This window comes from Sphingobium quisquiliarum P25 (genome assembly GCF_000445065.1).
Taxonomy (GTDB): Bacteria; Pseudomonadota; Alphaproteobacteria; order Sphingomonadales; family Sphingomonadaceae; genus Sphingobium; species Sphingobium quisquiliarum.
In genome coordinates, this window is the sequence record NZ_ATHO01000130.1 from 1 (window position 1) to 24,342 (window position 24,342).

At 64.5% G+C, this 24,342-nt stretch carries 26 protein-coding genes; 18 read left to right on the forward strand and 8 right to left on the reverse strand.

Features of this window, described 5'->3' with window-relative positions; all coding sequences use genetic code 11:
* On the forward strand, positions 1-1,752 hold a 1,752-nt coding region (locus tag L288_RS35620), incomplete at its 5' end, for an L-glutamate gamma-semialdehyde dehydrogenase (RefSeq protein ID WP_021238939.1).
* Between the two features lie 7 nt (positions 1,753-1,759).
* On the opposite strand, the gene L288_RS35625 is transcribed toward L288_RS35620, so the two are convergent.
* The gene (locus L288_RS35625) at positions 1,760-2,521 is read right to left on the reverse strand and encodes a ZIP family metal transporter (protein WP_021238940.1); all 762 of its coding nucleotides are present in this window, start codon (positions 2,519-2,521) and stop codon (positions 1,760-1,762) included.
* A 190-nt stretch (positions 2,522-2,711) separates the two neighbouring features.
* Complete coding sequence (locus tag L288_RS35630; RefSeq protein ID WP_021238941.1) at positions 2,712-3,884, reverse strand: cytochrome P450; 1,173 nt, start codon at positions 3,882-3,884, stop codon at positions 2,712-2,714.
* A gap of 133 nt (positions 3,885-4,017) precedes the next feature.
* On the opposite strand from L288_RS35630, the gene L288_RS35635 reads away from it, so the two are divergent.
* Genes L288_RS35635 through L288_RS35650 form a run of 4 tightly spaced genes read left to right on the forward strand, consistent with a single transcriptional unit; the run spans position 4,018 to position 6,927 of the window.
* A complete protein-coding gene (locus L288_RS35635; protein WP_031304592.1) occupies positions 4,018-4,701 on the forward strand; it encodes a CDP-alcohol phosphatidyltransferase family protein in 684 nt (227 codons plus the stop codon).
* Positions 4,702-4,706: 5 nt separating this feature from the next.
* Positions 4,707-5,180 (forward strand): YaiI/YqxD family protein, encoded by a 474-nt coding sequence (locus L288_RS35640; RefSeq protein WP_051209695.1) that lies wholly within the window; start codon positions 4,707-4,709, stop codon positions 5,178-5,180.
* Between the two features lie 51 nt (positions 5,181-5,231).
* On the forward strand, positions 5,232-6,380 hold the full coding sequence (locus L288_RS35645) for a JmjC domain-containing protein (protein ID WP_021238945.1): 1,149 nt from the start codon (positions 5,232-5,234) through the stop codon (positions 6,378-6,380).
* 4 nt (positions 6,381-6,384) lie between these two features.
* Positions 6,385-6,927 carry a pseudouridine synthase gene (locus tag L288_RS35650; protein WP_021238946.1) on the forward strand — a complete coding sequence of 181 codons (543 nt, stop codon included), beginning with the start codon at positions 6,385-6,387 and terminating at the stop codon, positions 6,925-6,927.
* Between the two features lie 6 nt (positions 6,928-6,933).
* Here the strand turns inward: L288_RS35650 and L288_RS35655 are convergent, their stop codons facing one another.
* Complete coding sequence (locus L288_RS35655) at positions 6,934-7,359, reverse strand: MerR family transcriptional regulator (RefSeq protein WP_031304594.1); 426 nt, start codon at positions 7,357-7,359, stop codon at positions 6,934-6,936.
* Between the two features lie 55 nt (positions 7,360-7,414).
* On the opposite strand from L288_RS35655, the gene L288_RS35660 reads away from it, so the two are divergent.
* Positions 7,415-8,185, forward strand: coding sequence for a glutaredoxin family protein (locus L288_RS35660; RefSeq protein WP_031304595.1), 771 nt, complete (start codon positions 7,415-7,417; stop codon positions 8,183-8,185).
* Positions 8,186-8,206: 21 nt separating this feature from the next.
* Here L288_RS35660 and L288_RS35665 read toward each other — a convergent pair whose 3' ends face one another.
* Positions 8,207-8,770, reverse strand: coding sequence for a DUF1993 domain-containing protein (locus tag L288_RS35665; RefSeq protein ID WP_031304596.1), 564 nt, complete (start codon positions 8,768-8,770; stop codon positions 8,207-8,209).
* On the opposite strand from L288_RS35665, the gene L288_RS44130 reads away from it, so the two are divergent.
* On the forward strand, positions 8,769-8,897 hold the full coding sequence (locus L288_RS44130; RefSeq protein WP_269077984.1) for a hypothetical protein: 129 nt from the start codon (positions 8,769-8,771) through the stop codon (positions 8,895-8,897). The two genes, L288_RS35665 and L288_RS44130, sit on opposite strands and share 2 nt — an antisense overlap.
* A 75-nt stretch (positions 8,898-8,972) precedes the next feature.
* On the forward strand, positions 8,973-9,341 hold the full coding sequence (locus L288_RS35670; RefSeq protein WP_021238950.1) for a c-type cytochrome: 369 nt from the start codon (positions 8,973-8,975) through the stop codon (positions 9,339-9,341).
* Between the two features lie 12 nt (positions 9,342-9,353).
* On the opposite strand, the gene L288_RS35675 is transcribed toward L288_RS35670, so the two are convergent.
* Positions 9,354-10,382: a zinc-binding dehydrogenase gene (locus tag L288_RS35675; protein ID WP_021238951.1), complete on the reverse strand. Its 1,029-nt coding sequence runs from the start codon at positions 10,380-10,382 to the stop codon at positions 9,354-9,356.
* A 202-nt stretch (positions 10,383-10,584) separates the two neighbouring features.
* Here L288_RS35675 and L288_RS35680 point away from each other — a divergent pair, with 202 nt between their 5' ends.
* The 5 genes from L288_RS35680 to L288_RS35700 all read left to right on the forward strand — a co-directional run bounded on the left by L288_RS35680 (position 10,585) and on the right by L288_RS35700 (position 14,452).
* The gene (locus L288_RS35680; protein ID WP_021238953.1) at positions 10,585-11,529 is read left to right on the forward strand and encodes a fumarylacetoacetate hydrolase family protein; all 945 of its coding nucleotides are present in this window, start codon (positions 10,585-10,587) and stop codon (positions 11,527-11,529) included.
* 37 nt (positions 11,530-11,566) lie between these two features.
* The gene (locus L288_RS35685) at positions 11,567-12,070 is read left to right on the forward strand and encodes a cupin domain-containing protein (RefSeq protein WP_021238954.1); all 504 of its coding nucleotides are present in this window, start codon (positions 11,567-11,569) and stop codon (positions 12,068-12,070) included.
* A gap of 6 nt (positions 12,071-12,076) precedes the next feature.
* Positions 12,077-12,826: an SDR family NAD(P)-dependent oxidoreductase gene (locus L288_RS35690; RefSeq protein WP_021238955.1), complete on the forward strand. Its 750-nt coding sequence runs from the start codon at positions 12,077-12,079 to the stop codon at positions 12,824-12,826.
* Between the two features lie 106 nt (positions 12,827-12,932).
* The gene (locus tag L288_RS35695) at positions 12,933-13,232 is read left to right on the forward strand and encodes a putative quinol monooxygenase (protein ID WP_021238956.1); all 300 of its coding nucleotides are present in this window, start codon (positions 12,933-12,935) and stop codon (positions 13,230-13,232) included.
* An 11-nt stretch (positions 13,233-13,243) separates the two neighbouring features.
* Positions 13,244-14,452, forward strand: coding sequence for a cytochrome P450 (locus L288_RS35700; RefSeq protein WP_021238957.1), 1,209 nt, complete (start codon positions 13,244-13,246; stop codon positions 14,450-14,452).
* Between the two features lie 29 nt (positions 14,453-14,481).
* Here the strand turns inward: L288_RS35700 and L288_RS35705 are convergent, their stop codons facing one another.
* Positions 14,482-15,609 carry an FAD-dependent monooxygenase gene (locus tag L288_RS35705; RefSeq protein WP_021238958.1) on the reverse strand — a complete coding sequence of 376 codons (1,128 nt, stop codon included), beginning with the start codon at positions 15,607-15,609 and terminating at the stop codon, positions 14,482-14,484.
* 136 nt (positions 15,610-15,745) lie between these two features.
* Complete coding sequence (locus tag L288_RS42545) at positions 15,746-16,222, reverse strand: winged helix-turn-helix transcriptional regulator (RefSeq protein WP_152522093.1); 477 nt, start codon at positions 16,220-16,222, stop codon at positions 15,746-15,748.
* A 90-nt stretch (positions 16,223-16,312) separates the two neighbouring features.
* Between L288_RS42545 and L288_RS35710 the strand changes: the two genes are divergently transcribed.
* The 4 genes from L288_RS35710 to L288_RS35725 all read left to right on the forward strand — a co-directional run bounded on the left by L288_RS35710 (position 16,313) and on the right by L288_RS35725 (position 22,669).
* Positions 16,313-17,932: a phytoene desaturase family protein gene (locus tag L288_RS35710; RefSeq protein WP_236613044.1), complete on the forward strand. Its 1,620-nt coding sequence runs from the start codon at positions 16,313-16,315 to the stop codon at positions 17,930-17,932.
* A gap of 214 nt (positions 17,933-18,146) precedes the next feature.
* Positions 18,147-20,600, forward strand: coding sequence for a TonB-dependent receptor (locus L288_RS35715; protein WP_021238961.1), 2,454 nt, complete (start codon positions 18,147-18,149; stop codon positions 20,598-20,600).
* 101 nt (positions 20,601-20,701) lie between these two features.
* Complete coding sequence (locus tag L288_RS35720; protein ID WP_031304598.1) at positions 20,702-21,634, forward strand: NAD-dependent epimerase/dehydratase family protein; 933 nt, start codon at positions 20,702-20,704, stop codon at positions 21,632-21,634.
* 12 nt (positions 21,635-21,646) lie between these two features.
* Complete coding sequence (locus tag L288_RS35725; protein ID WP_021238963.1) at positions 21,647-22,669, forward strand: LysR family transcriptional regulator; 1,023 nt, start codon at positions 21,647-21,649, stop codon at positions 22,667-22,669.
* 21 nt (positions 22,670-22,690) lie between these two features.
* On the opposite strand, the gene L288_RS35730 is transcribed toward L288_RS35725, so the two are convergent.
* Positions 22,691-23,131, reverse strand: coding sequence for a winged helix-turn-helix transcriptional regulator (locus L288_RS35730; RefSeq protein ID WP_021238964.1), 441 nt, complete (start codon positions 23,129-23,131; stop codon positions 22,691-22,693).
* Positions 23,132-23,261: 130 nt separating this feature from the next.
* On the opposite strand from L288_RS35730, the gene L288_RS35735 reads away from it, so the two are divergent.
* Complete coding sequence (locus L288_RS35735; RefSeq protein WP_031304600.1) at positions 23,262-24,299, forward strand: aromatic ring-hydroxylating dioxygenase subunit alpha; 1,038 nt, start codon at positions 23,262-23,264, stop codon at positions 24,297-24,299.
* Positions 24,300-24,342: the final 43 nt, after the last annotated feature.

Below are 24,342 nucleotides of genomic sequence, written 5' to 3' on the forward strand. Positions count from 1 at the left end.
GCTGAACGCACCGCCATGTTGGAGCGGGCGGCCGATGCGATGCAGGCGGAGATGCCGCTGTTGCTGGGGCTGATCGTGCGCGAAGCGGGCAAGTCGCTGCCCAACGCCATCGCGGAAGCGCGCGAGGCGATCGACTTCCTGCGCTATTATGCCGTGCAGGCGCGTGCTTCCTTCGGCCCTGCGCAGACGGCCCTTGGCCCCGTCACCTGCATCAGTCCGTGGAATTTTCCGCTCGCCATCTTTACAGGACAGGTCGCGGCGGCGCTCGCGGCGGGCAATCCGGTGCTGGCCAAGCCTGCCGAGGAAACGCCGCTGATCGCGGCGCAAGCCGTGCGGCTGCTGCATGACGCGGGCGTGCTCGGCGATGCGCTGCAACTGGTCCCCGGCGACGGCAGCATCGGGGCGGCGCTGGTCGATGCGCCGGAAACCGCAGCGGTCATCTTCACCGGATCGACCGAGGTTGCGCGCCTGATCCAGCGCCAGCTTGCGCCGCGCCTTTCGCCATCGGGCGCGCCGATCCCGCTGATCGCGGAGACGGGCGGGCAGAATGCGATGATCGTGGATTCCTCCGCGCTCGCCGAACAGGTGGTGGCGGACGTCGTCGCATCAGCCTTCGACAGCGCGGGCCAGCGCTGTTCGGCGTTGCGGATATTGTGCGTGCAGGAGGAGGTCGCCGACCGGATATTGACCATGTTGAAGGGGGCTATGGCGGAGCTGCGCATCGGCCGCACCGACGCCCTCAACATCGACATAGGCCCCGTCATCACGGCGGAGGCGCGCGACGGCATCGACCGGCATATCGCGGCCATGCGGGCGCTGGGCCGCGCGGTCGAACAAAGCCCGCTGCCGCCGGGAACAGCCCACGGCACCTTCGTGCCCCCCACGATCATAGAGATCGAATCCATCGCCGATGTCCGCCGGGAGGTGTTCGGGCCGGTGCTCCACCTGCTGCGCTTCCGCCGCGAGGGGATGGATGCGCTGGTGGACCAGATCAACGCTACGGGCTACGGGCTGACCTTCGGCCTGCACACGCGGCTGGACGCCACCATCGCCGAAGTCACGGGCCGGGTGAAGGCGGGCAACATTTATGTGAACCGCAACGTCATCGGCGCGGTCGTCGGCGTGCAGCCCTTTGGCGGGCGCGGCCTGTCGGGCACCGGGCCCAAGGCGGGCGGGCCGCTCTACCTTGGCCGCCTTGCTATGCCCGCGCCTGCCTTTCCCATGCGCGCCAGCCAGCCGCCGCCGCTACAGGCGTTCGCGCAGTGGCTGGAGGAGCGGGGGGAAGGCGATGCGGCCGCCTATGCGCGGCGGGCGGGGAGCGCTTCGGCGCTTGGCGTCGAACTGACGCTGCCGGGGCCGGTGGGGGAACGCAATCTTTATGCGCTGCATCCGCGCGGATTGATCCTGCTGCGCCCCTCCACCGGCCAGGGCCTGCTGCGGCAGATGGCGGCGGTTCTGGCGACCGGCAACCGGGGTGTGGTTGAGGGCATGGCCCTGCCATCCGGCCTGCCCGCCCCGGTCGCCGCCTGTTTCCCGTCGCGCCCTGACGGCCCCTATGCCGCCGCGCTTGTCGAAGGGGACGAGGACATGATCACCGCCATGGCGCAGGAACTGGCCGGTGGCGAAGGTCCGATAGTGCCCGTCCATGCCGAAGGGGAGGGTTATTGCCTCGACCGATTGCTGGAGGAGGTTTCCACCTCCATCAACATAGCGGCGGCGGGCGGCAATGCCAGCCTGATGATGATCGGATAGAAGGGGTTCAGCCGCCCAGCTTCGACAGCATGAAGGCCAGCAGGAAACCGCCCACGGTGATGAGGCCGGAAAATTCATGCGTCTCTTCGGTCGCTTCGGGGATCATCGTGTCGACCAGCATCGCCAGGATCGCGCCAGCGGCAACCGCCGTGGTGGCCGCGATCAGGTCGGCGCTCGCGTCCGCCAGAAGGACATAGCCGAGCAGGGCGGCGATGCCGGAAGCAAGCGCGATGCCGCCCCACACGCCGAAGATGTAGAGCGGACCCCGGCCCGCCTTCTTCATGCCCGCCGCGCTCGACAGCCCTTCGGGAACGTTGGACAGGAACACCGCCGCGACCGTCACCGTGCTGACGCCGCCGCCATGCAGCAGGCTGAGGCCGATGACCACCGATTCGGGAATGCCGTCCAGCAGCGCGCCGATGGCGATGGCCGCGCCGGAGCCGCTGTCCGCCGATGCCTGGCTTTGAGCGGGGTTTGATCCCGATCGCTTGCGATGCTTCGCGCCGGAGCGGGAAACGGCGATATTCGCGATCGTGTAGACCAGCGCCCCGGCCAGAAAGCCCGCCGCGGTCGAATCGAAACCGCCCCGCGCATAGGCTTCGTCCATGAGGTCGAAGGCGACGGCGGAAATCAGCACGCCCGATCCCACCGCCATGATCGCGGCGATCAGCCTTTGCGGCAGGCGGGCGGCATAGCCGACACCTGCCCCGATCAGCAGCGCCGATCCGCCGCCGAAACCCCAGAAACCCGCCTCCAAAGGCCCCGCCATAGACGATCTCCCTGGAGGCGAAACGGCACAGGCGGGCAAAAGGATGCAAGGACCGCCCAAACGGCTGCGGGTTGGAGCGGCTGGGCCTAGTCCGTCAGGCCCAGCCTTCACGATATCATCCCCGGCAACCAGCTTGAAACTCTGCGCCGCCGCCGCATTGTGTCCATCCTGTGCGACGAACAGGCCGCCCTCAATCGCAGGTGATAACCGCGTTGCGCAGTTCATACCCGGTGACGAGCGGGTTCCAGGCGAGGGAGGGCGCGTGTTCCAGCGTCAGGCCCGGCACGCGCAGCAGGCGGTCCAGGAACAGGCAGCTTTCCTGCAAGGCCACCTGCGCGCCGGGACAGCGATGCTCGCCATCGCCGAAGGACAGCCCGGCATTGCCATATTTCGCGCTGACCTGCCGTCCCGGCACCACTTTGCACACCCGGTCGCCGAAGGCGGCAGCATCCGTATTCGCCGCGCGCACATCGACCGCGATGGCCGCGCCCGGCTGCGCGGGGGCATCCTGCGGCATGCGGCGGTAGAGATAGCCGACGACCGGCTCCAGTCGCAGCAATTCCTCCAGCAGGGCGATCTGGCCGCCCTCGTCCGCCGTCAGGAAGGCGGTTTTCAGATCCTCCCGCTCCAGCATGTGCCATGCGGCCATGACGATGAACTCGCGCGTGGTCGCCATACCCGCAGCGCCATAGACCAGGCACTCCGTCAATATCTCGCGCCCGTTATAGCCCTGGCCGATCAGGTGGGAGATGACATCGTCCTGCCGCTGCCTCTTGCGCGCCCGGATGGCGGGCCTGACGTCGCGATAATAGAAGGCGAGCACACGAAACTGCGAGCGCAGGAAGAAGGCGAAGGCCGCCAGCTTGCCCCGTGGACGGTGGAAGTCGCCGGTAAAGAACACGTCCAGCCTCCTGGCGAGACCGGCGGGGTCGCTGTTCGTCAGCCCGACGATCTGGCTGGCCACCGCCACCGCCAGTTCCAGGCTCATCTGGTCGAGCCGTGCGCGCCTGTCCCTGCGAAAGCGGGAAATGAGGCCGTCGCTCAGTTCGATCATCAGCTCGCGATAGCGGGAGGTGACGATCTTCGGCGTGAAGAAGCGAGCCGTGGCGCTGCGCTGGACCCGGTGCGCCTCGCCCTCCAGGAACAGGATGGGCTGGCGCGTGGCGCTGCCGATCCGGCCCACCTGCTCGGCGAGGAAACCCGCCTGCCGCGCCTGATCGCTGCGCAGGACGGCGCGGGCTTCGGCGAAATCGCGGGTGCGCAGGTCCGGGTCGACCGTGCCCCCGCCCGCTGAGGCGGCGGCGGACTTGCGGTCATCGCCCTTCTGACCGAAGGGGCAGGCGCTGGGAAGATGGTCTTCCATGGAGCTTCAACCCTGTCGGATGCGGATCAGGCGCAGATTACGCTCGTCGAGGAGCGCGTCAAGGTGGCCGGAGATCGCGCTGTGGAGCGATTTCGAACGTTGCTCATCGCCGCGCATCGTTCCATATGGCGATATGACAATTCCATTACAGCCCGCGCCCGCTCTTTCGAGGATTCAGGAAAACTGGCTCGCCGCCAGGGAACGGCAGTTGCTGAACTGGCTTTGCGCCCGGATGCCGCGCTGGGTCACGCCCGACCTGCTGACGGCGGTGGGCATGGCCGGTGCGTTCATGATCTTCCTTGGCTATGCCGCCAGCAATTTCGGCTCCTCCTGGCTGCTGCTCGCGATTGCGGGCTATGTCGTGCAATGGTTCGGGGATTCGATGGACGGCAGCATCGCGCGCTTCCGCCGGATCGAGCGGCCATCCTACGGCTATTTCATCGACCATAGCTGCGACGGGCTGGCGACGCTGCTGATCCTGATGGGCATCGGGTTCAGTCCGTTCGTGACGATGGACATCGCGATGGTGGCGCTGGCGGGATATCTGCTGCTGTCGATCCACGCCTATCTTTCCGCCCGCGTGCTGGGCGAGTTCAAACTGTCCTACCTTGCCGCGGGGCCGACGGAATTGCGGCTGATGCTGATCGCGCTGACGGCGGCGATGATGGCGCTGGGGAACGGACCGGGATTGTTCGGCAGAATATCGGGCTTCGACATCTTCGTGGGATCGGCGGGGACGATCCTGATCCTGCTGTTCGTCATCCAGACGTTGAGCACCGGGCGGCGGCTCGCGCGGGCGGAACGTCGTGGCGAATGACGATGATCCAGATACTGGTCGATGCCGACGCCTGCCCGGTAAAGGAGGAAATCTATAAGGTCGCCTTTCGCCATGAGGTGCCGGTCATGGTGGTCAGCAACAGCCCGCTTCGCATCCCCACCCACCCGCTGATCAGCCGCACGGTGGTGAGCGACGGCTTCGACGCGGCGGACGACTGGATCGCGGAGAGGGTGACGGCAGGCACGGTCGTCGTGACGGCGGACATTCTGCTGGCGGATCGCTGCCTGAAAATGGGCGGCACGGTGATCGCGCCCAATGGCAAGCCATTCACCAGCGCATCGATCGGCAACGCCATCGCCGTCCGGGCGATCATGGCCGACCTGCGTGCTGGCGGCGACCAGATCGGCGGCCCCGCCGCTTTCAGCAAGGCGGACCGTTCGCGCTTCCTGTCGGCGCTGGACGAAGAACTGGTCCGGCTGATCAACGCCCGGCGCCGCGCGGGTGGCGGCCCGCTTTGACATTCCCGGCCGATGGCTGCACGGGAAAGCCGGTCAGCCGTGCGAGCAACCATGCAGATCCTGAATTTCGACATCGACCTTTTCCTCCGCGACTATTGGCAGAAGAAACCGCTGCTGATCCGCAATCTATGGACGGCATGGGCCAATCCGCTGGAGCCTGACGAGCTTGCGGGACTCGCCTGCGAGGAAGGCGTGGAATCCCGCCTGATCCGGCAGAAGGGCGGCACATGGACGCTGGATCACGGGCCCTTCGCGGCGGAACGGTTCGGCAAGCTGGGCCGCGAGCGCTGGACCTTGCTGGTGCAGGCGGTCGATCATCATGTGCCCGAAGTCGCCGCGCTGATCGATCCGTTCCGTTTCGTGCCCAACTGGCGCATCGACGATGTGATGGTCAGCTATGCCGCCGATCAGGGCGGGGTGGGACCGCATTTCGATCAATATGACGTGTTCCTGCTCCAGGGCTTGGGCAGAAGGTGCTGGCGGGTCGGCCCGCGCTGCGACGAAAACAGCGCGTTGCTGCCGCATGACGACCTTCGCCTGCTCGCGGAGTTCGAGGCGGTGGACGAATGGGTGCTTGAACCGGGCGACATCCTCTATGTCCCGCCCGGCTTCGCCCATGACGGCGTCGCCGTGGGCGATGATTGCATGACCTATTCCATCGGGTTTCGCGCGCCGTCCCGCAGCGAGTTGATCGGCGGCTGGTGCGATCATCTGCTCGACCGGCTGGAGGAAGATGATCGCTATGCCGACCCGGACCTGCGGGCGCAGGACAATCCGGGCGAGATTGCTCCATCCGCTCTGGCCCGCCTGCAAGCCATGATCGCGGACAGGCTGATGGATGCGGACGGCTTTGCCCGCTGGTTCGGCGAATATAATAGCAGCCCCAAATATGCCGAGGCGGACTGGCGGCCCGAACGGCCGGTGACACGGCGGGAGTTGCAAGCCCATCTGGCGGAGGGCGGCGGGCTGCTGCGCAATCCGGCCAGTCGCTTTTCCTTCATCCGGCGGGACGGCGGCAGCCTGTTCCTGTTCGCCGACGGGCAAAGTTTCGAATGCGCCGGGGCAGCCGCCGCCTTTGCGCGGCAGATTTGCGCGAAGGATCATGTCGTGCCGGGCCCGGAAACCGCCGATGATCCTGCCTGGCTGACGCTGATCGCCGCCCTGATCGATCGGGGCAGCGTCGCGCTGGACGGGGATTGACGGCGTGGCGCGGCTGATCCTGTTCAACAAGCCTTATGGCGTGATGTCGCAATTCACCGACGCGCGATCGGAAACAGCCCGGCCGACTTTGTCCGGCTTCATCGATGCGCCCGGCGTCTATCCGGCGGGGCGGCTGGACCTGGACAGCGAAGGGCTGCTCCTGCTCACCGATGACGGCAGGCTGCAATCGCGCATTGCCGATCCCAAATTCAAGATGCCCAAAACCTATCTGGTGCAGGTGGAGGGCGATCCGCAGCAGGCGGCGCTGGACCAGCTACGGCGCGGAGTGCGGTTGAAGGACGGCATGACCCTGCCAGCGGAGGCGCGGCGCATCGACATTCCCGATCTGTGGCCGCGCGACCCGCCGGTGCGATTTCGCAAAAGCGTGCCGGACTGCTGGATTGCGCTGACCATCCGGGAAGGCCGCAACCGGCAGGTGCGCCGCATGACGGCGGCAGTCGGCCATCCGACGCTGCGGCTGGTGCGGTGGCGGATCGGCGAGTGGACGCTGGACGGGCTGCAACCCGGACAATGGCGCGACGCCTGACCAGCCTCAGCGCTGGTCGAAAGAGGTCAGGATGGGGCAGGGCCCCGCAGAGCCGCTGCCGCATTCTTCGGCGAGCCGCCGCAGCGAAGCGCGGGCCTGTTCCAATTCCCTGATCTTCACGTCCAGCGCGGCGATCCGCTCCCTGGCGAGCGCCCGCGCCCGTGCCCGGTCATCAGTGGCGTCCAGCGCCAGCAGTTCCTTGATCTGCTCAAGCGTGAAGCCCGCCGCCTGCGCCGACCGGATGAAGCGCAGCCGCCTGACATCTTCCTCGCCATAACGGCGCACGCCGCCGCCACTGCTCGCGCTTCCGGGCCGCTCCGGCGTCTCCAGCAATCCTCGCCGCTGATAATAGCGCACCGTTTCGACCCCGACGCCAGCGCCCTGCGCCAGACCGGCTATGGTAAGCTGTTTCACCTCTTGACTCCGTACCATGGTACGGACCCTATATGGGTGTCATCTCAGTGCAATCCAGTCGAAAGCCGCTGTCATGACCAGTTCAACCTACCCCCGCCGCGCCACCTTGTACCGGATGGTGATGGACAAGCATGTCTGTCCCTATGGCCTGAAGGCAAAGCATCTTCTGGAGAGCAGGGGCTTCGCGGTCGATGATAAATGGCTGACCTCGCGCGAGGAAACCGACGCGTTCAAGGCGGATCATAATGTCAGAACCACCCCGCAGACCTTCATCGACGGGAAGCGGATCGGCGGCTATGACGACCTGCGCCGCTATTTCGGGATGACCGTCGCTGACCCCGACGCGACGACTTACAAGCCGGTGATCGCCCTGTTCGCTATGACCGCGCTGATGGCGCTGGCGGCCAGCCATGCGGCCTTCGGAACGGCGCTGACGATCCATGCGGCCGAATGGTTCATCGCGTTCAGCATGGCGGTGCTGGCGCTGCTCAAGCTCCAGAATGTCGAAAGCTTTTCGACCATGTTCCTGAACTACGACCTGCTGGCCAGGCGGTGGGTGCCCTATGCCACCATCTATCCCTTCGCCGAAGGACTGGCAGGCGTGCTGATGATCGCTGGCGCGCTCACCTGGCTGTCGGTGCCGATCGCGCTGTTCATCGGAACCGTGGGCGCGGTGTCGGTGATCAAGGCCGTCTATATCGACAAGCGGGAACTGAAATGCGCCTGCGTCGGGGGCTCCAGTAATGTGCCGCTCGGCTTCCTGTCGTTGACCGAAAATCTGATGATGATCGGCATGGCGGTGTGGATGACGGTATCCGCCCTTGGAGTGGGGGCGGGAGGCTGACCGGCCCGTGTCCCCTGCCGTTCAATTTTCAGGCATGGTGCCAGGGCGCAGATAGGGGAACATATGCGCCACATAATCCGGCTTGCCCAGGCTGACGCCTTCGCTGCGCAGGATGGCGTAGGCGATCATTACATGGAAATAGAATTGGGGCAGCGTCCAGTCGCGGGCATATTGTTCCGCCGTCAGGTCGAAGATGATGCCAGCGGGCAGTTCATGCGCGATCGGCTGATCGGGATCGACATCGAGCGCGGTGGGCGACAGGCCGTCGAGCAAGGCCACCGTCTCATCAATACGCGCCTTGGCTTCGGCGAATGATCCGGGACGCTCGCCCGCATTGCGCCCTTCCTCCAGGAGCGTGTTCACCAGCGCAGGCAATTCCTCTCCCTTGAGCCGGTGGACGCCTTCGATGGCCTGCACGCAGGCAAAGCGGATCTGCGTCGCCAAGGGAAACATATCGGGCGCGAGGCGCGAGGACAGCAGCGCTTCCCCCTTCTCCGGGATTTCGGCCTGTGCCTTGTCCAGCCAGCGGGACAGGGCCTGGAGCATCTGCTTGTAGGTCGGGACGAGAAGGCTGGTGAAAGGCATGGCGCTGCTCCCTTTTCCGGTTGTTTCAGCGCGCTTTCGCCCGATCTCCGGCGGATTGCCAGCCTTTTTCGGTGGCCTTATCGCGCTGTCGCTCACGGGAGCCATGGTTGCTAACTTAAGAAAGTGAGTATACTCATTTATATTAATAGAGGAGAGGTTGATGCCGCCATTTCGATTCGCATATTTTGCAGCCGGACCAAGGATGGCCGGTGCCGTCCTGTTGTCCTGCCTTCTGGCGGCGCCGTTCGCACCGGCTCAGGCGGAGGCCGGAAGTGATGCCGCGCGGGGAGGCGGTTTGTTCGCGCAGCGCTGCGCCATGTGCCACAGCGTGAGTGGCAAGGGCGGCAAGGCCGGGCCGGACCTGACGACCGTAGCTGGACGCAAGGCGGCGAGCACGGCCTATGCTTATTCCCCCGCGCTCAAGAAGCTCAACCTTTCCTGGACGGCCGCCAATCTGGACGCCTATCTGGCTGCGCCCGCCAAGGTCGCGCCGGGCAACCGCATGCCGCTGGCCATACCCAAGGCAGACGATCGCCGGGCGATCATCGCCTATCTGGGCAGCAGAAAATAGCAGCGGGCAAGGTCAGCGCCAGCGGATGATGCTGCCCAGCGCATCGCTCTGCGGCAGCCGCATGAACATGGCGGGCGCATCATCGGCGTCAACCGCTTCGGTGACGATGCGGTCGAGCTTTATCCGGCCATTTTCCAGCAGGCGCAGGAAAATGGCGGCGTCCTCCAGGCTGGTGGGCATGGCCGTGCCCTGGAGCCGCCCGGCGCTGTAGGGCCGCACCGGCCAGTCGAGCGGAGAGGTGACTTCGGTCGCGTCCAGCGACCAGGGCCGCGCGTTGAAATAGGCGCCGACGATCGACAGTCCTTCGATCCAGGCGCGGCCGAATATATCAACCTGATGCCCGCCGGGGATCATCGAGGCGGGAATGACACGTCCGCCCCGGCGCGTCAGCGCAAGGGCGGTCTCTATGGTGGAAGGCACGCCGCTGAGGTCAATGGTCGCGGCTGGGCCGCCGCCGGGAAGCGACCGGGCCAATGCGGCGAGTTCGCCGGACTGGTCAGCGCGAAAGCCATGGTCAGCGCCGAGTTCGCGCGCCAGATCGAGCCGTTCCTGCACCACATCGGTGACGATCAGCGGCGCGGCCCCGGCGATCCGCGCAACCTGCGTGGTGACGAGGCCGATCAGGCCCTGACCCAGGATCAGCAGCGGCGACCCTATGTCGAGGGCGGCGAGGCGGATGGTGTAGACGGCCATCGCCCCGATGGTGAAGAAGGCCGCATCTTCCGACGCGACATTGGCGGGAATGCGAAGGGCGAAGCGCTGATCGATGACGGTGGCGCTGGCGTGGCCGCTATGGACGATCACCCTGTCGCCGGGGGCGAAGGCGGTCACGTCCGGTCCTACGGCGGTCACATGCCCGGCCATGCTGTAGCCCGGCTCCACCGGATAGCGGTGGAATTTGGTCAGCAGCGACCTTTCCGTGCCCGCGCTGACGAGGGAGACATCCGCCTCCACCGCGATCTCCCCGGCTACGGGCGGCGCGAGATCGCGTTCCTCCAATATCGCGCTTCCCGGAGCGTCGAAGACGATTGCGCGCGCCATATGCCTCTTTCCCATGACAATCGAAAATCGCCGCACGATGGCTCAGCGACGAGCCGAACCGAAGGCGATAGCGTGGATGCCTGCTATCATCCCGGTCAATGCGGAATCCAACCATGGCGGCGATGACTCCTATTGATGAGATGGCATTGTCCCGCATCGTGCCGCGCCCTAGACCAGCGGCAGGGGCGAAAGGAGAGACGGCATGCGCTTGGCAACCCTGCGGGACGGGACAGCGGATGGCAGGTTGATCCTGGTTTCGCCTGACGGCGGCCATTATGCCTTTGCCCCGGTCGCGACGCTGCAACAGGCCGTGGAAGACTGGGCCAGTGCCGCACCCGCGTTGCGCGCCATATCCGATTTTCCCGCGAAGCTGGACGTGACGCAGCTTGCCGCGCCGCTGCCGCGCGCCTGGCAATGGCTGGACGGGTCGGCTTATGAAAGCCATGGCGACCTGATGCAGAAGGTCTTCAGCATGGACCCCGTGGAGACCGACAGGCCGCTCATGTATCAGGGCGTGTCCGATCGTTTCTATGGTCCCTATGATGATGTGAAATTCCCGGACGAGGAATTGGGCATCGATTTTGAAGGCGAATTCGGCGTCATCGTCGATGCCGTGCCGATGGGCGTGACGCCGCAGCAGGCGATGGAGCATATCCGCCTGATCGTGCAGATCAACGACTGGTCGTTGAGGGCGCTGGCGGGACCGGAAATGAAGACGGGCTTCGGCTGGATACAGGCAAAGCCGCCGTGCAGCATGGCGCCCTTCGCCATCACGCCCGACGAACTGGGCGATGGCTGGCGGAACGGCAGAGTGTGCATCGACCTGCTGGTGGATTGGAATGGCGACAGGTTCGGCGCGGCCAATGGCGAGCCCATGGGCTATGGTTTTCACGAACTGGCCGCCCATGCGGCGCGCACCCGCGATCTGGCGGCGGGCACCGTCATCGGGTCAGGCACCGTGTCCAACGCGAACTTTCGCGAGGTCGGCTCCTCCTGCATTGCGGAGCGGCGGGGCATCGAGATCGTGGACGAAGGCGCGGCGCGCACGCCCTTCATGTCCTTTGGCGATCGCGTGCGGATGGAAGGGCGCGGGCCCGGCGGCCGGCCCCCCTTCGGGATTCTGGAACAGAGGATCGTGAAGGGCTGATCCGCGCCCCGCATATTCTGGAGAAAGGAAGGCTTTCATGGAGACGAGCGATTCCGGGCTGCCCCCGGTTCAGCGGGTGGTTACGGGCCATGATGAAAATGGCCGCGCCACGTTCAAGTCGGAGGATGTGAGCCCGACGCGGATGATCCCCGGCGGCGATGCGGCTTTCCTGCTGCTGTGGACGACCGCGACGGTTCCCGCCGACAATAATGACGAGACGGACGGCCGCGAACGCGACGCCGGGCTGACGCTCAACCAGGGATCGGTGATCAGGATCGTCGACATGCTGCCGGGCAAGGAAAGCCCGATGCACCGCACCAACAGCATCGATTACGGCATCGTCATGAAAGGCGAGATCGAACTGGAACTGGAGGACGGCCGCAAGAAGATGATCAGGGAAGGCGGCATCGTCATCCAGCGCGGCACCAATCACCTTTGGCGCAACATCAGCGACAAGCCATGCCGCATCGCCTTCGTCCTGATCGAAGCGCCCGCCTATGTGCATGATGGCCAGCCCCTGCCCGAACATAAACCGGACTGATCCGCGATGTTCGGCCTGACCGGCAAGCGGGCGATCATCACCGGTTCCACCAGGGGCATCGGCAGGGCGATCGCGCAGGCGCTTGCCGCCGCGGGCGCACGGGTGATCATCTCCAGCGAGGATGGCGAGGATACAGCCCGTGTCGCGGCCGGGCTGGGCCAGACGGGCATTGCGTGCGATGTCTCTGACGACGGGGCGCTGGAGCGGCTGGTGGATGGCGCCCTGGCTGCGCTGGGCGGGATCGACATTTTGGTCTGCAATGCAGGGGTCACCGGGCAGCCCGGTCCCTTCGCAAGCCTGGACATGGCCGATTATGACCGGGTGATGGCGATCAACCTGCGCAGCCAGGTGAAGCTGTGCAACCTTGCCCTGCCGCATATCGCTGAGGCGGGGGGCGGCGCGGCGGTCCTGATTTCCAGCCTGTCGGGGTTGCGCGGCAATGGGGCGATCAACAGCTATGCCCTGACCAAGGCGGCGATCGCGCAACTGGCGCGGAATCTGGCGGTGGAATGGGGGCCAAGGGGCGTGTGCGTCAACGCGGTGTCGCCCGGCTTCATCGCGACCGAACTTTCCAGGCCGCTGATGGATGACGAGGCATTCATGCGGCGGCGCATGGCGATGACGCCGCTACGCCGCCCCGGCCTGCCGGAGGAGGTCGCGGGCGCGGTGCATTTCCTGGTGTCCGCTGCGGGCGCATTCGTCACCGGCCATAATCTGGTGGTGGACGGCGGCACGCTGATCAGCGACGGGACTTGATGCTCGCTTCGTTTCGCGGGATCAGCGACATTGCTGGCTATTATCAGCAAAGTTGATTCCTGTTCCAGCGCCGCCTGAACTAAATCTCAGCGGAGGAGGGCGAAGAATGATCTACGAAGTCGCGAGCCTGACGATCGATCCGGCCAAGGCACAGGCATTCGAAAAGGCCGTGGCGCAGGCCGCTCCCTTGTTCCGGGATGCCCAGGGTTGCCGCAGCATGTCGCTGGAGCGCGTGATCGAGAATCCCGCCCGCTATCAACTCGTAGTGGGCTGGGACAGGCTGGAGGATCATATGGAGCATTTTCGCGCCTCCCCGGCCTTTCAGCAATGGCGTGCGCTTGCCGGACCCTTTTTTGCGGCGCCGCCAGAGGTGGTTCACACGGCGCGCGCGGCCGATTTCTTTTGACGGGGGCCATCATGTCAGCCCAGCCGTCCGGGTCCGGCCCTGTCCCCTCGCTCGATCTCGATCCTTTTGACGAGGCGTTCCTGGCGGACCCCTACCCCCATCATCACGCCCTGCGCGATGCCGGTCCGCTGCTGTGGCTGGAACGGCTGCAATGCTATGCGATGGCGCGCTATGACGATGTGTCGGCGGCGTTGCGCGACCATCAGCGTTTTTGTTCGGGGCGCGGGGTCGGCCTGACCGATTTCGCGCGCGAGGAGCCATGGCGTCCCCCCTCGCTGCTGCTGGAAGCGGACCCGCCGCTGCACGATCGCACGCGGACGCTCATGAACCGCATCGTGTCGCTGCCTGCCCTGCGCGCGCTGCGCCCGGTCTGGGCGGAGCGGGCCGGGGAACTGGCCGAACGGCTGGTGGCGATGCGCCGCTTCGATGCCGTGCGGGATCTGGGCGAAGTCTATCCGATGATGGTCTTCCCGGACACGATCGGCCTGCGCAGGGAAGGGCGGGAGCATCTGCTGACCTACGCCGGGACGACATTCAACGCCTTCGGTCCGCGCAACGCTGTGCTTGCCCGATCGATGGAACAGGCGGCCGATGCTATCGAGTGGGTGGCCGCATCGTGCAAGCGCGAGAATCTGTCGCCCGGCGGGTGGGGCATGGCGGTCTATGAAGCGGCCGACAGGGGAGAATGCACGCCGGACGAGGCCGAGCGGCTGGTGCGGTCCTTCCTGTCGGCTGGCGTCGACACGACCGTGAACGGGCTGGCGCAGATGATGCTGGCCTTTGCGAGTTTCCCCGGTGAGTGGACGGCCCTGCGCCATCGCCCCGCCTTGCTGCGGCGCGTGCTGGACGAAAGCCTGCGCTGGGATGGGACCGTGCAGACATTTTTTCGCACCGCTGCTTGCGATGTCCCGGTTGGAGATATGGTGATCCCGGAAGGGTCGAAGCTGCTGCTGTTCCTGGCGGCCGCCAATCGCGACCCGCGCAAATGGGAAGCGCCGGACCGTTTCGACATCAGCCGCCAGACGAGCGGGCATGTCGGCTTCGGCTTCGGCATCCATCAATGCCTGGGGCAAATGGTGGCGCGCATGGAAGCCGACCTGATGCTGGAGGCGCTGCTGCCCCGCATCGCTTCGATCAGGCTGGCGGGACCAGTGGAGCGGCGGATCAACAACACGCTCCATGCGCTGGCCAGCGTCCCGGTGGAAATCGAACCGGCCTGAATGACGGTCAGGCCGCGCAGCCGGAGGCGTCAATATTCCTCCGCCAGCCTGTGGAGCGCGCCCGACAGCAGCGCGCCTGCGTCTTCGGCGGGGCCGCCGGACAATTGGATCCGCCCGATTGCAAGGCTGGTGACGACGACATGCTTGCAGCGATCGAAGCGGCGGTCCTCATAGGCCTGCAACCCTTCCGTCACATGCGATGCGCGGGCCAGTTCCTCCACCAGCACCAGCGCGCTTTCCACCGCCATGCCCGCGCCGGAGGCAAGGTGCGGCGTCGTGGCGTGCACCGCGTCGCCCAGCAGGACGATATGGCCCTTATACCAGGGCCGGGGCTGCAAGGCGGCGGCGAGCGGGCGGTAGTTCACCCAGTCGCTGTCCGTCATATGGTCGCGTATCCAACCGGCATTGCCGCCGAAATCGGCGAGCTTTTCACGCAGTTCCGACCGGACTTCATCATCGCCCAGGATGCGGTCGCCATATTCGTGCGGCGGCAGCAAATAGAGATAGCAGGAGTCGGGTGCGCAACAGGTGATCCCCACCGGATAGCGATGCCCGAAGTAAAATTCGCCGCGCTCCACATCGGGCGGCCGCTTCATCGATACCCGGAACGCGCCCTGGCCGGTGGGCGCTGCTTCGCCCATATGCGGAAAGGCGATGCGGCGCACGCCGGAATAGATGCTGTCCGCCCCCACGATAAGGTCGAAGCGCTCGCTGTAACCGTCGCTGAAGACCGCCTCTGTTCCGTCCTGCCACTCTTTCAGTTCCATGACGGTCATGCCCAGGCGAACCGTGACCCCCAGCTCGCGTACCCGGCTTTGCATGATATGGTGTAGGACGGGGCGCATGATCCCGCCGGTCGCGGGCAGGCCTTCTTCCAGCACCGGCTCGTCGAGATCGTGCAGCAACAGGCCGTCATAGCGGAAGATGCGCGAACCATTGGTGATAGCGCCTTTCTCCCTGATTTGTTCGAGAAGGCCAAGCCGCCGGTACGCGCGCAGTGTCGGCCCGGTGATCGTGATGCCCGCGCCATAGACCCGCCAGTTGGGATCGATGTCGATCAAGGTCACGTCCGCCTGCGCTTCGCCAAAGCGGATCGCGGCGGCCATCCCGCCGATGCCGCCACCCACTATGAGGATGCGCCGTCCTGCCAGATCCATGATATCCTCTCCCGTCCGTTGCTCGTGGCTAGAACCGGGGATGGGGGCTGAAAAACGATTTGGCTCGATAGCTTATATTGGGGGTCTGGATAGCTGCGGCGGGATCAAAGGACATCGCGGCTCGGCAATCCGCGTCTTAATCCTCCGGCAATTCGCGCCGGGCGGCGATGAATTCTTCCCGATGTTCCGCGATCCAATTGATCAAGCGGTCGGATTGCGCATTCAGCCGCTGGCCAAGTGGCGACAGCGAATATTCGACATGCGGCGGCATGACGCACTGCACGTTCCGGTCGACAAGCCCGTCCCGCTCCAGCGATCGCAGGCGCAGCGTCAGCATGCGTTGCGATATGGGGCGCTCATCCTTGCCCAGGCGCCAGATAAGGCGCTGCAATTCGGAATAGCGCAGCGGCGCGGCGGCGTTCAGCACCAGCAGGATCAGCTTGGTCCAGCGGTCGCCCAGCAGCGCGCACATATGGCGGATGGGCGCGCCGCGATCGCCCCCGTTCACCTCGATGGTTTCCGCCAGCCTGCAAAGCGCGTCCAGCCTTTTGCCGCTTAGCGCGGGAAATTCTTCAGGCGGGATCAGGCTGCCGGCATCATGCTCTGAAATCATGGGGCGATGATAAACAGGCGCGCGGGCTCCGCAAAGGGGGACGGGCAGGAACATTCATGTGCCTAATTCATCGCGGTTCCGCATGCCGGTATGACCGGGCCAACATATCGCGGAGAGGATGCGGAAATGGCCGATTACGACATCATATTCATTGGTGCGGGGCACAACGGGCTGACCGCCGCCTGCTACATGGCGAAAGCGGGCAAGAAGGTCCTGCTGCTGGAAGCAAAGGATCATGTGGGCGGCGGCGTCGTCACCACGGAACTGACCTTGCCCGGCTATTATCATGATGAGCATTCGACCGCTCACCAGTTGATCCTGGGCAATCCCATGATCACGCAGGACGAGCTGGGCCTGATGAGCAAGTTCGGCCTTGAATATCGCTATGCCGACGTCGCTCTGGCGGCGATCTTCATCGATCAGACGTCGATCAGCGTCTACAAGGACCTGGACCGCACCTGCCAAAGCATAGCGGAAACTTGCGGGGATGAAGATGCGGAGGCCTATCGCGCCTTTGCCAAGGCGTCCATGGCGATGCTGCCGATGTTCGTGAACGGCCTCTATTCGCCGCCATTGCCGATGGGCGCGTTCATGGCGATGCTGGACCAGAGCGAAGAAGGCCGTGACCTGTTCAACGCCATGCAGCGCAGCACGCTGGATATCGTATGCCAGCGCTTCCAGAGCGATAAGCTGCGCCTGTTGCTGGCGCGCTTCATCACTGAAAATCTCCAGATGCCCGATGAACTGGGCACCGGCATGGGCGCGGTGCTGTGGCCGGGGCTGGTTCACACCTTCGGCCTCGCGCAGCCGGTGGGCGGCAGCGGCAAGCTGACCGACGCGATGGTCCGCGCGCTCGCCAGTTTCGGCGCGGAGATACGCTGCAACGCGCAGGTGTCGCGGATACATTCCTCAGGCGGACGGGCGACGGGGGTCGAACTGGCTGATGGCGGCGTCATCACGGCCAGGGATGGGGTCGTGGCGGGGCTTCACCCGGCGGTATTGCGCCGCTTCGTGGAAGGCGTGCCCGAACCCGTCCTGCAACGCGGCGAGCGGGTCACCCAGGCGGCCTTTTCCGTGCAGGTCAGCCATTATGCCTTGAAAGAACCGGCCCGGTTCATCGCCGGAGGCGACGCGCAGAAAGGCGTGCTGCTGGAAATGATCGACACGGTCAAGCTCAGCGAACTGCTCGATGATTTCGACCAGTTGCGCAGGGGGCGGATGTCGGCACGGCGGCTTGCCGGTGGCGGCGACATGGCGATCAACGATCCCACTCGCGCCCCGGCAGGGGGCGGCATCTTCTACGGCGTGCAGTTCGCGCCCTACGAACTGGAAGGCCATGATGCTTCCTATTGGGATGAAGTCAAGGAAGCGGAAGCGGACAAGACGCTGGCGCATTATCAGAAGTTCATTTCCAACCTGACCAGCGACAATATATTGAAGCGCGTCGTGCATTCGCCTCTGGATATGGAGCGGCATTCGCCCAACAGCTTCCTTCGCGGCGACATCCATGGTTGCGCGCCCTATTTCTACCAGACCATGGCGCATCGCCCGACCGCCGATTATGGCAATATCGCCGTGCCGGGGGTGGAGGGGCTCTATCTGGTGGGCCCGTTCATGCATCCGGGCGGAGGCGTGTTCGGCGGAGGCCGCGCGGCCGCGATCAGGATGATGGACGACCTGCGCATGGACTTCGAGCGGCTGATCGGCTGACGGGGAAATATTCCCGGCAAAGTTGGCGCCGGGTGGAGCGGTCATCCCGCTGCATGGATAGAACACATCCAATCTGCCGATTTTGCCGATAAGCCCTCACAGGTTAGTTTTTCCAGATGGACCCCGCGCCAATGCGGGGCGGCAAACAGGCGGCACATAGGGCGGCACAGACCCGGCGCCAGCCATTTGCTGAAAACAATGAAAGGGGAGGGTTATGCGTAACTGGCTGTTCAGTGCGACCGCAATGGCGGCGATCTCTGCGGTTTTGCCCGTCTGGGCGCAGGCGCAGGAGGGCGCTCCCGCAGCGCAATCCGATGCACGATCGCAGGGTGGCCTGGCGGACATCGTCGTCACGGCCCAGCGCAGGGCGGAAAGCGCGCAGAAGGCCGCGATCGCGATCGATGCGGTCAGCGCGGACACGCTGCTGGATCGTGGCATATTGAAGGCGGAAGATATTACGAAGACCGCACCCTCCATCTCCATCACCAACGGCGGTGGCACATCGACGTCCATCTTTATTCGCGGCGTTGGAAACATCACCGTGGCCAGCTATTTCGATCCGGCGGTAACGCCCAACTATGACGGCGTGGTTCTGGGCCGCGCGGCGGGGGCTTTCGGCGCGGCCTTCTACGATCTGGAACGCGTCGAAGTGTTGAAGGGGCCGCAGGGCATTCTCTATGGCCGGAACGCCACGGGCGGCGCGATCAACGTCATTCCCGCAAAGCCGGTGCTGGGCGAATTCAGTGGTGGCTTCAATCTGTCCTACGGCAATTATGATGCGGTGGCGGTGGACGCGCATGTCAATGCCGGGATGGGCGAAAATGCCGCGCTGCGCATTGCTGCTTCGCGCCAGCGGCGTGACGGTTTCAACCGCGACGGCACGGACGACCTGGACCGCAGCGCCCTACGCGGACAGCTGCTATTTGAGCCCAGCAGCGACCTTTCCATACGTCTGGCGGCCGATTATACCAAGATCGGCGGGGTAGGGCCGGGCGGCAACTATTACGGGGCCTACACGCCGGATGGTACGGGCGGCTATGTTTTCAGCCTGTCGGGTATCGACCCGTCGGAAGGTTTCCTCACGCCTTTGTCCAATGCCTATCGGCAGACGCTGCTTGTCGCGCCGGGTTTCGGCTTTGCCGATCCGTTGAACCAATATCCATCCCTGGACGCCAGCTATTGGGGCGTGAATGGCGAGATCAACTGGAAGACCAGCATTGGCACCGTGACCGTCATCCCGGCCTACCGGCATTCCAAGGCGCTCAGCTACTTCAATGGTCCAGCTTTCAATACAGGATATTATGACGAAAAGACCAGTCAGAAGAGTCTGGAAGCGCGGCTGGCTGGCAGCAGCGGACCTATCGACTACATAGTCGGCACCTTCTATTTCAACGAGGAGATCAAGGGCAATGATGAGTTCAACCAGGAATTTATCCTGCCGATCCAGATTTTCACCCAGAAGACGGAGAGCCTGGCGGCGTTCGGCCAGCTGACCGGCCATGTCAGCGATCGTTTCCGTCTGGTCGGCGGGCTGCGGTATACGCATGACAAGAAGGAAATGGACGGCTTCATCAGCAACTTCATCGTCAGTTGCGGACCCGGTCTGGCGCCGCCTGCCTCCTTCGCCGCGGGCTGCGCCGCGCCTGGCGCGCTGCCGCATCTGCCCAACTACACTTCGCGCGCCGATGTCGTGAACTGGCTCGTGAGCAACGGCTGGATCGCACCGGGCTCCACGTCTCAGCCCAACCCGCAATTCTTTCCGCTGCTGAACGGACTGGGCGCCGTGATCAACACATTGAGCCCGACAGTCGGCGATCTGACCTTTTCCCGCGTGACCTGGAAGGCTTCGGCCGAGTTCGACCTTGGCCCCAGCAGCCTGCTCTATGCGACGGTGGAAAGCGGCTATCGCGCGGGCGGGTTGCAGCAGACGGACGGACGTCCGGTCTACCGGCCGGAATATATCACCGCCTACACCATCGGATCGAAGAACCGCTTCTTCAACAACAAGGTCCAGCTGAATATCGAAGGATTTTACTGGAAGTATAAGGATCAGCAGATTAATTACTTCACCGTCGATCCCAGCGGAACCTTGATCAACTCCACGGAAAATGCCGGTAGGGCAACAGTCAAGGGTATCGACGTCGACCTGATGGCCCGGCCGATGCGATATACGACGTTGACGGCCAAGGTTCAGTATCTGAAGGCGACCTATAAGGAACTGCACCTCTATACCGCCGCGCCGTTCGACAATTTCAACTGTCCCTTCACACTGACGGGGCAGGTTGCAGGCGGCGCGCCGGTGAAGGACTTCGACTGTTCCGGCCGTCCGCTGCTCAACGCGCCTGAATGGACGATCAACCTAGGCGGTGAGCAGGTGGTGCCGCTGAGTTCCGCGCTTGAACTGGCGGGTCAGGTCAATAGCGCTTACCGCAGTGCGGCCTATGGTGGTTTCGAATTCCTCGATTTCGAAAAGATCAGCGGCTATTGGCAGACGGACATTGCGCTGACCTTGCGGGATAGCGATAGGTCCTGGGCGCTCACCGCCTTCCTCAACAATTTGGAAGACAAGCGCCGCGTGATCTATCCGCAGCTCTCGCCATTTGGCGCGGCCGTCTACCATTATGGCGCGCCGCAGACTTATGGCGTGCGCTTCTCCGCCGACTTTTGACGGCGAAGAGAGGGGGAGGCAAGGCAGGACCGCGTGAGCGGCCCTGTCTTGCTTGGTTTGCGGCAACCTGAATATGTGCGGCGGTAATGGAGAAACATCGCATGCCCATCATCATTACCGGCGCCGGCGGATTTGTCGGCCGCCATCTTGTGGCGAAGCTCGTCGGCGCGGGGAAGGATGTCGTGGCGATGGACAGCTCGGTCCACGGCATAGCGGCAGGCGCGCGGATCGTGGCGGGTGATATCTGCGCGCCGGAGGTGAGGGGCGAAGCGTTGCGCGACGGATGCAGCGCGCTGGTGCATCTCGCGACGGTGCCCGGCGGCGCGGCAGAGGCTGATCCGGCCGCATCCCGCCGCGTCAACATAGATGCGATGTATGATCTGCTGCTGGAAGCCGCCGCCGCCGCCGGGAAGCGGCCGCGCGTCGTCTATGCCAGTTCGATCGCCGTGCTGGGCGACCCGCTGCCGGAAGCAGGGGTGGACGACACGACGCCGCTCGCGCCACGGATGATCTATGGCGGCCACAAGGCGATGATGGAAGATGCCGTTGCCATGATGCATCATCGCGGCGAAGTGGAAGGCGTAACCCTGCGTTTGCCGGGCATTCTCGCTCGCCCAAAGGGTCCCAGCGGCATGAAATCCGCCTTCATGAGCGACCTGTTCCATGCAATGCGCGCCGGGGAGCCCTTCATCTGTCCGGTCTCGCCCGAAGCGGCCATATGGGCTCAGTCGGTCGATCGCTGTGCGGATAATTTCATCCATGCTCTGACCATGGACGCCGGTCTGCTTCCACCCACACGGGCAGTGACCTTGCCAGCCCTGCGCGTCTCGATCGGTGCGCTGGCGGAGGAGATTGCGCGCCAGTGCGGCGTATCGGCGGCGCTGGTGCGCTACAGCCCCGACGAAGCGCTGGAGGCGGGGTTCGGCCGCCAGCCGCCCCTCGCGACGCCAGCGGCGGACCGGGCGGGCTTTGCGCATGACGGCAGTGTTGCTACACTTGTCAAAAATGCGCTGGCGGTCATCGCGGGCGGATGAGGAGATGGAGCGATGCGGTTCGAACGGCTGGACCTTAACCTGCTCGTAGCGCTGGATGCGCTGCTGTCCGAACGCAGCGTCAGCCTGGCTGCCGATCGCATATTCCTGTCGCAATCGGCCACATCTTCGGCGCTAGGACGCCTGCGCGACTATTTCGGTGACGAGCTGCTGGTCATGAAGGGGCGGCAGATGGTGCTGACCGCGCGCGCCGAAAGCCTGGTGGAGCCGGTGCGCGCGGTTCTGGAGCAGATCCGCACCTCGATCGCCATACCGCCGCCGTTCGATCCTGCGACATCCGATCGCACGATCCGCATCGTCGCGTCGGATTATGTGACCGATGTGCTGCTGGCGTCGGCCATTTCCGAAATTCAGAGCGGCGCGCCCAACATGAGGTTCGAGGTGATACCGATAGAAGACAGCATGATCGAAAATCTGGAGCGCGGTTTCGTCGACCTGCTGATCACCATCGACTACGGCATTTCGCCCGATCACCCCAGCCAGATCCTGTTCGAGGACGATTATGTGGTGATCGGCTGGGCTGACAACCCGGCGATGGCGGAGCCCATGACGCTCGACCGTTATCTGGATCTGGGGCATGTCACCGCCCGGTTCGGCCGGGGCAGGGTGTCCGCCTTCGAAGACTGGTTCGTGCGCCGCCAGAAACGGCAGCGCCGGATAGAGATTGTCGCGCCCAATTTCATGACGCAGGCCGGGTTCATCCTGGGCACGAACAGGATCGGGACGGTTCAGCGGCGGCTGGCGGTGCGAATGGCGGAGTATCTGCCGATCGTGATGCGGGAACTGCCGCTGCAAATCCCGCCCATCCGGGAAGCGATCCAGTGGCATATTTCAAGCAACAATGATCCGGCGATCCGCTGGGTCGTGGAACGGCTGGCCGCCTATGTGCATCAGCCAGGAATGCTGGCTGGCGATGTCATCATGCTGGATGAAGCGCGGCTGGGCGGCATGTCTCGCGAAGAGTTGACTGCCGGTTTCACGGATCATGCGAAAAGCCCGCGCAGGCAATCGAACTGATGGCGCTTGTTCCGGGGGAAATCAGTCCGCTTCCTCCCGCCATAAGGCGCGCGCCTCTTCTATCACCGTCTGATGATGCGTGGTCCAGTCGATCATCATGTGGATGTGCGATGCCAGTTCCCGGCCCAGCGGCGTCAGCGCATAGCTGACCTTGGGCGGCACGTCACCGCTGATGCTGCGGCTGACAAGGCCGTTGCGCTCCAGCTGCCGCAGTTTCAAGGTCATGATCCGCTGGGAAATGCTCCCTTCCGGGCTGAGCCGCGTCAGCAGCCGCCGCAGTTCGGCATGGCGGAAATCATCGATCCAAAGCAGCAGGACGATAAGGTTGGTCCAGCGGTCGCCCAGCAGCGCGAAGATCGTGCGGACCGGCCCGTCGCGGCTGCTGCCGTGCCGCGCCATCTCCGCTTCCAGCGCGTCGATCCTTTCGCTCGTGGAAGCTTCCGCCCGGCCATCCTGCGGCATATCCTCATCCTTGATAACGGTACATAAAAGTGCCCTCTTCCGATTGATCCCGCTTTGGGCGGATAATGCAAGACGCAAGGCGGATATCAATAATTATCCCCGGCGCGGATCAGTCAAGGCGGAGGATGGGATGTTTCTGAAGAACTGCTGGTATCTTGCGGCGTGGGCGGATGAACTGCAACCAGGGGCGATGCTGGCCCGGCAGATCGCGGGAGAGCATGTCCTGTTCATGAGAGGCGAAGATGACGGCGTTTCCGCACTTGCCGATCTTTGCCCGCACCGCTTCGTTCCGCTGTCCATGGGCCGCTATGAAGAAGGGCGGGTGACATGCGCCTATCACGGGTTGCGGTTCGACGGGCACGGGAAATGCATCCACAATCCGCATGGTCCCATCAGCGCGGCGCTGAGCGTCAGATCCTATCCCTTTGTCGAGCGGCATGCCGCGCTGTGGCTGTGGCTGGGCGAGGCGGAACTGGCGGACCCGGCGCTGATCACCGACCTGACCTTCATCGACGAGACAGCGCCTGAGGCGCGGGTTAAGGGACGGCTCCATTCGCAGGCTGATTACCGCGTGATGGTCGACAACATCATGGACCTGACCCATGCCGATTATCTGCACGCATCGACGCTGGGCGGCGGCATCAACACGATCGCGAAGGCGGATGTGGAACAGGATGGCGGCGCCATCACCATCACCTGGACGGCGGAGGATGAAGTGGTGCCGCCGATGATGCGCGGCTTTACGGGTCATGCGGATGGCGTGGGCGACTTTCTGAACCGCATCGCCTGGCACGCGCCGTCGATCATGGTGCAGGATGTGAATGTCGGCAGCACGGGGAGCCTTAAAAGCGGCCGCTGGAACCAGACGGCGCGGGGCTGCCACGTCATGACCCCGGAAACCGAAACATCGACCCATTATTTCTTCATGAACTGCAACAGCAGCACCAAGGCGCATCCAGAAACAGCGCCGATGGTCCGCGCCGCGCTGGTCGATGCTTTCTCGAACGAGGACGCGCCCATTTCCATCGCCCAGACCCAGCGCATCGCCGGGCGGGATTTCTGGTCGCTGCGGCCCGCCATGCTGCCGTCGGACAAGGGCGCGGTGCTGGTGCGCCGGGCGCTTGACCGGATGATCGCCGATGAGGCGCAACGCCTGGTTGCTGCCTGACCGGGCGTGAAAGCTATTTGCGCTGCCGATAGCCAAGCGCCAT

Bases quoted from the DNA above. Each gene is read 5' to 3' on its own strand.
- L288_RS35625 (WP_021238940.1), bottom strand. From the start codon at position 2,521: ATGGCGGGGCCTTTGGAGGCGGGTTTCTGGGGTTTCGGCGGCGGATCG.
- L288_RS35630 (WP_021238941.1), bottom strand. From the start codon at position 3,884: ATGGAAGACCATCTTCCCAGCGCCTGCCCCTTCGGTCAGAAGGGCGAT.
- L288_RS35635 (WP_031304592.1), top strand. From the start codon at position 4,018: ATGACAATTCCATTACAGCCCGCGCCCGCTCTTTCGAGGATTCAGGAA.
- L288_RS35645 (WP_021238945.1), top strand. From the start codon at position 5,232: ATGCAGATCCTGAATTTCGACATCGACCTTTTCCTCCGCGACTATTGG.
- L288_RS35655 (WP_031304594.1), bottom strand. From the start codon at position 7,359: ATGGTACGGAGTCAAGAGGTGAAACAGCTTACCATAGCCGGTCTGGCG.
- L288_RS35660 (WP_031304595.1), top strand. From the start codon at position 7,415: ATGACCAGTTCAACCTACCCCCGCCGCGCCACCTTGTACCGGATGGTG.
- L288_RS44130 (WP_269077984.1), top strand. From the start codon at position 8,769: ATGGCGCTGCTCCCTTTTCCGGTTGTTTCAGCGCGCTTTCGCCCGATC.
- L288_RS35665 (WP_031304596.1), bottom strand. From the start codon at position 8,770: ATGCCTTTCACCAGCCTTCTCGTCCCGACCTACAAGCAGATGCTCCAG.
- L288_RS35670 (WP_021238950.1), top strand. From the start codon at position 8,973: ATGGCCGGTGCCGTCCTGTTGTCCTGCCTTCTGGCGGCGCCGTTCGCA.
- L288_RS35675 (WP_021238951.1), bottom strand. From the start codon at position 10,382: ATGGCGCGCGCAATCGTCTTCGACGCTCCGGGAAGCGCGATATTGGAG.
- L288_RS35680 (WP_021238953.1), top strand. From the start codon at position 10,585: ATGCGCTTGGCAACCCTGCGGGACGGGACAGCGGATGGCAGGTTGATC.
- L288_RS35685 (WP_021238954.1), top strand. From the start codon at position 11,567: ATGGAGACGAGCGATTCCGGGCTGCCCCCGGTTCAGCGGGTGGTTACG.
- L288_RS35690 (WP_021238955.1), top strand. From the start codon at position 12,077: ATGTTCGGCCTGACCGGCAAGCGGGCGATCATCACCGGTTCCACCAGG.
- L288_RS35695 (WP_021238956.1), top strand. From the start codon at position 12,933: ATGATCTACGAAGTCGCGAGCCTGACGATCGATCCGGCCAAGGCACAG.
- L288_RS35700 (WP_021238957.1), top strand. From the start codon at position 13,244: ATGTCAGCCCAGCCGTCCGGGTCCGGCCCTGTCCCCTCGCTCGATCTC.
- L288_RS35705 (WP_021238958.1), bottom strand. From the start codon at position 15,609: ATGGATCTGGCAGGACGGCGCATCCTCATAGTGGGTGGCGGCATCGGC.
- L288_RS42545 (WP_152522093.1), bottom strand. From the start codon at position 16,222: ATGATTTCAGAGCATGATGCCGGCAGCCTGATCCCGCCTGAAGAATTT.
- L288_RS35710 (WP_236613044.1), top strand. From the start codon at position 16,313: ATGACCGGGCCAACATATCGCGGAGAGGATGCGGAAATGGCCGATTAC.
- L288_RS35715 (WP_021238961.1), top strand. From the start codon at position 18,147: ATGCGTAACTGGCTGTTCAGTGCGACCGCAATGGCGGCGATCTCTGCG.
- L288_RS35720 (WP_031304598.1), top strand. From the start codon at position 20,702: ATGCCCATCATCATTACCGGCGCCGGCGGATTTGTCGGCCGCCATCTT.
- L288_RS35725 (WP_021238963.1), top strand. From the start codon at position 21,647: ATGCGGTTCGAACGGCTGGACCTTAACCTGCTCGTAGCGCTGGATGCG.
- L288_RS35730 (WP_021238964.1), bottom strand. From the start codon at position 23,131: ATGCCGCAGGATGGCCGGGCGGAAGCTTCCACGAGCGAAAGGATCGAC.
- L288_RS35735 (WP_031304600.1), top strand. From the start codon at position 23,262: ATGTTTCTGAAGAACTGCTGGTATCTTGCGGCGTGGGCGGATGAACTG.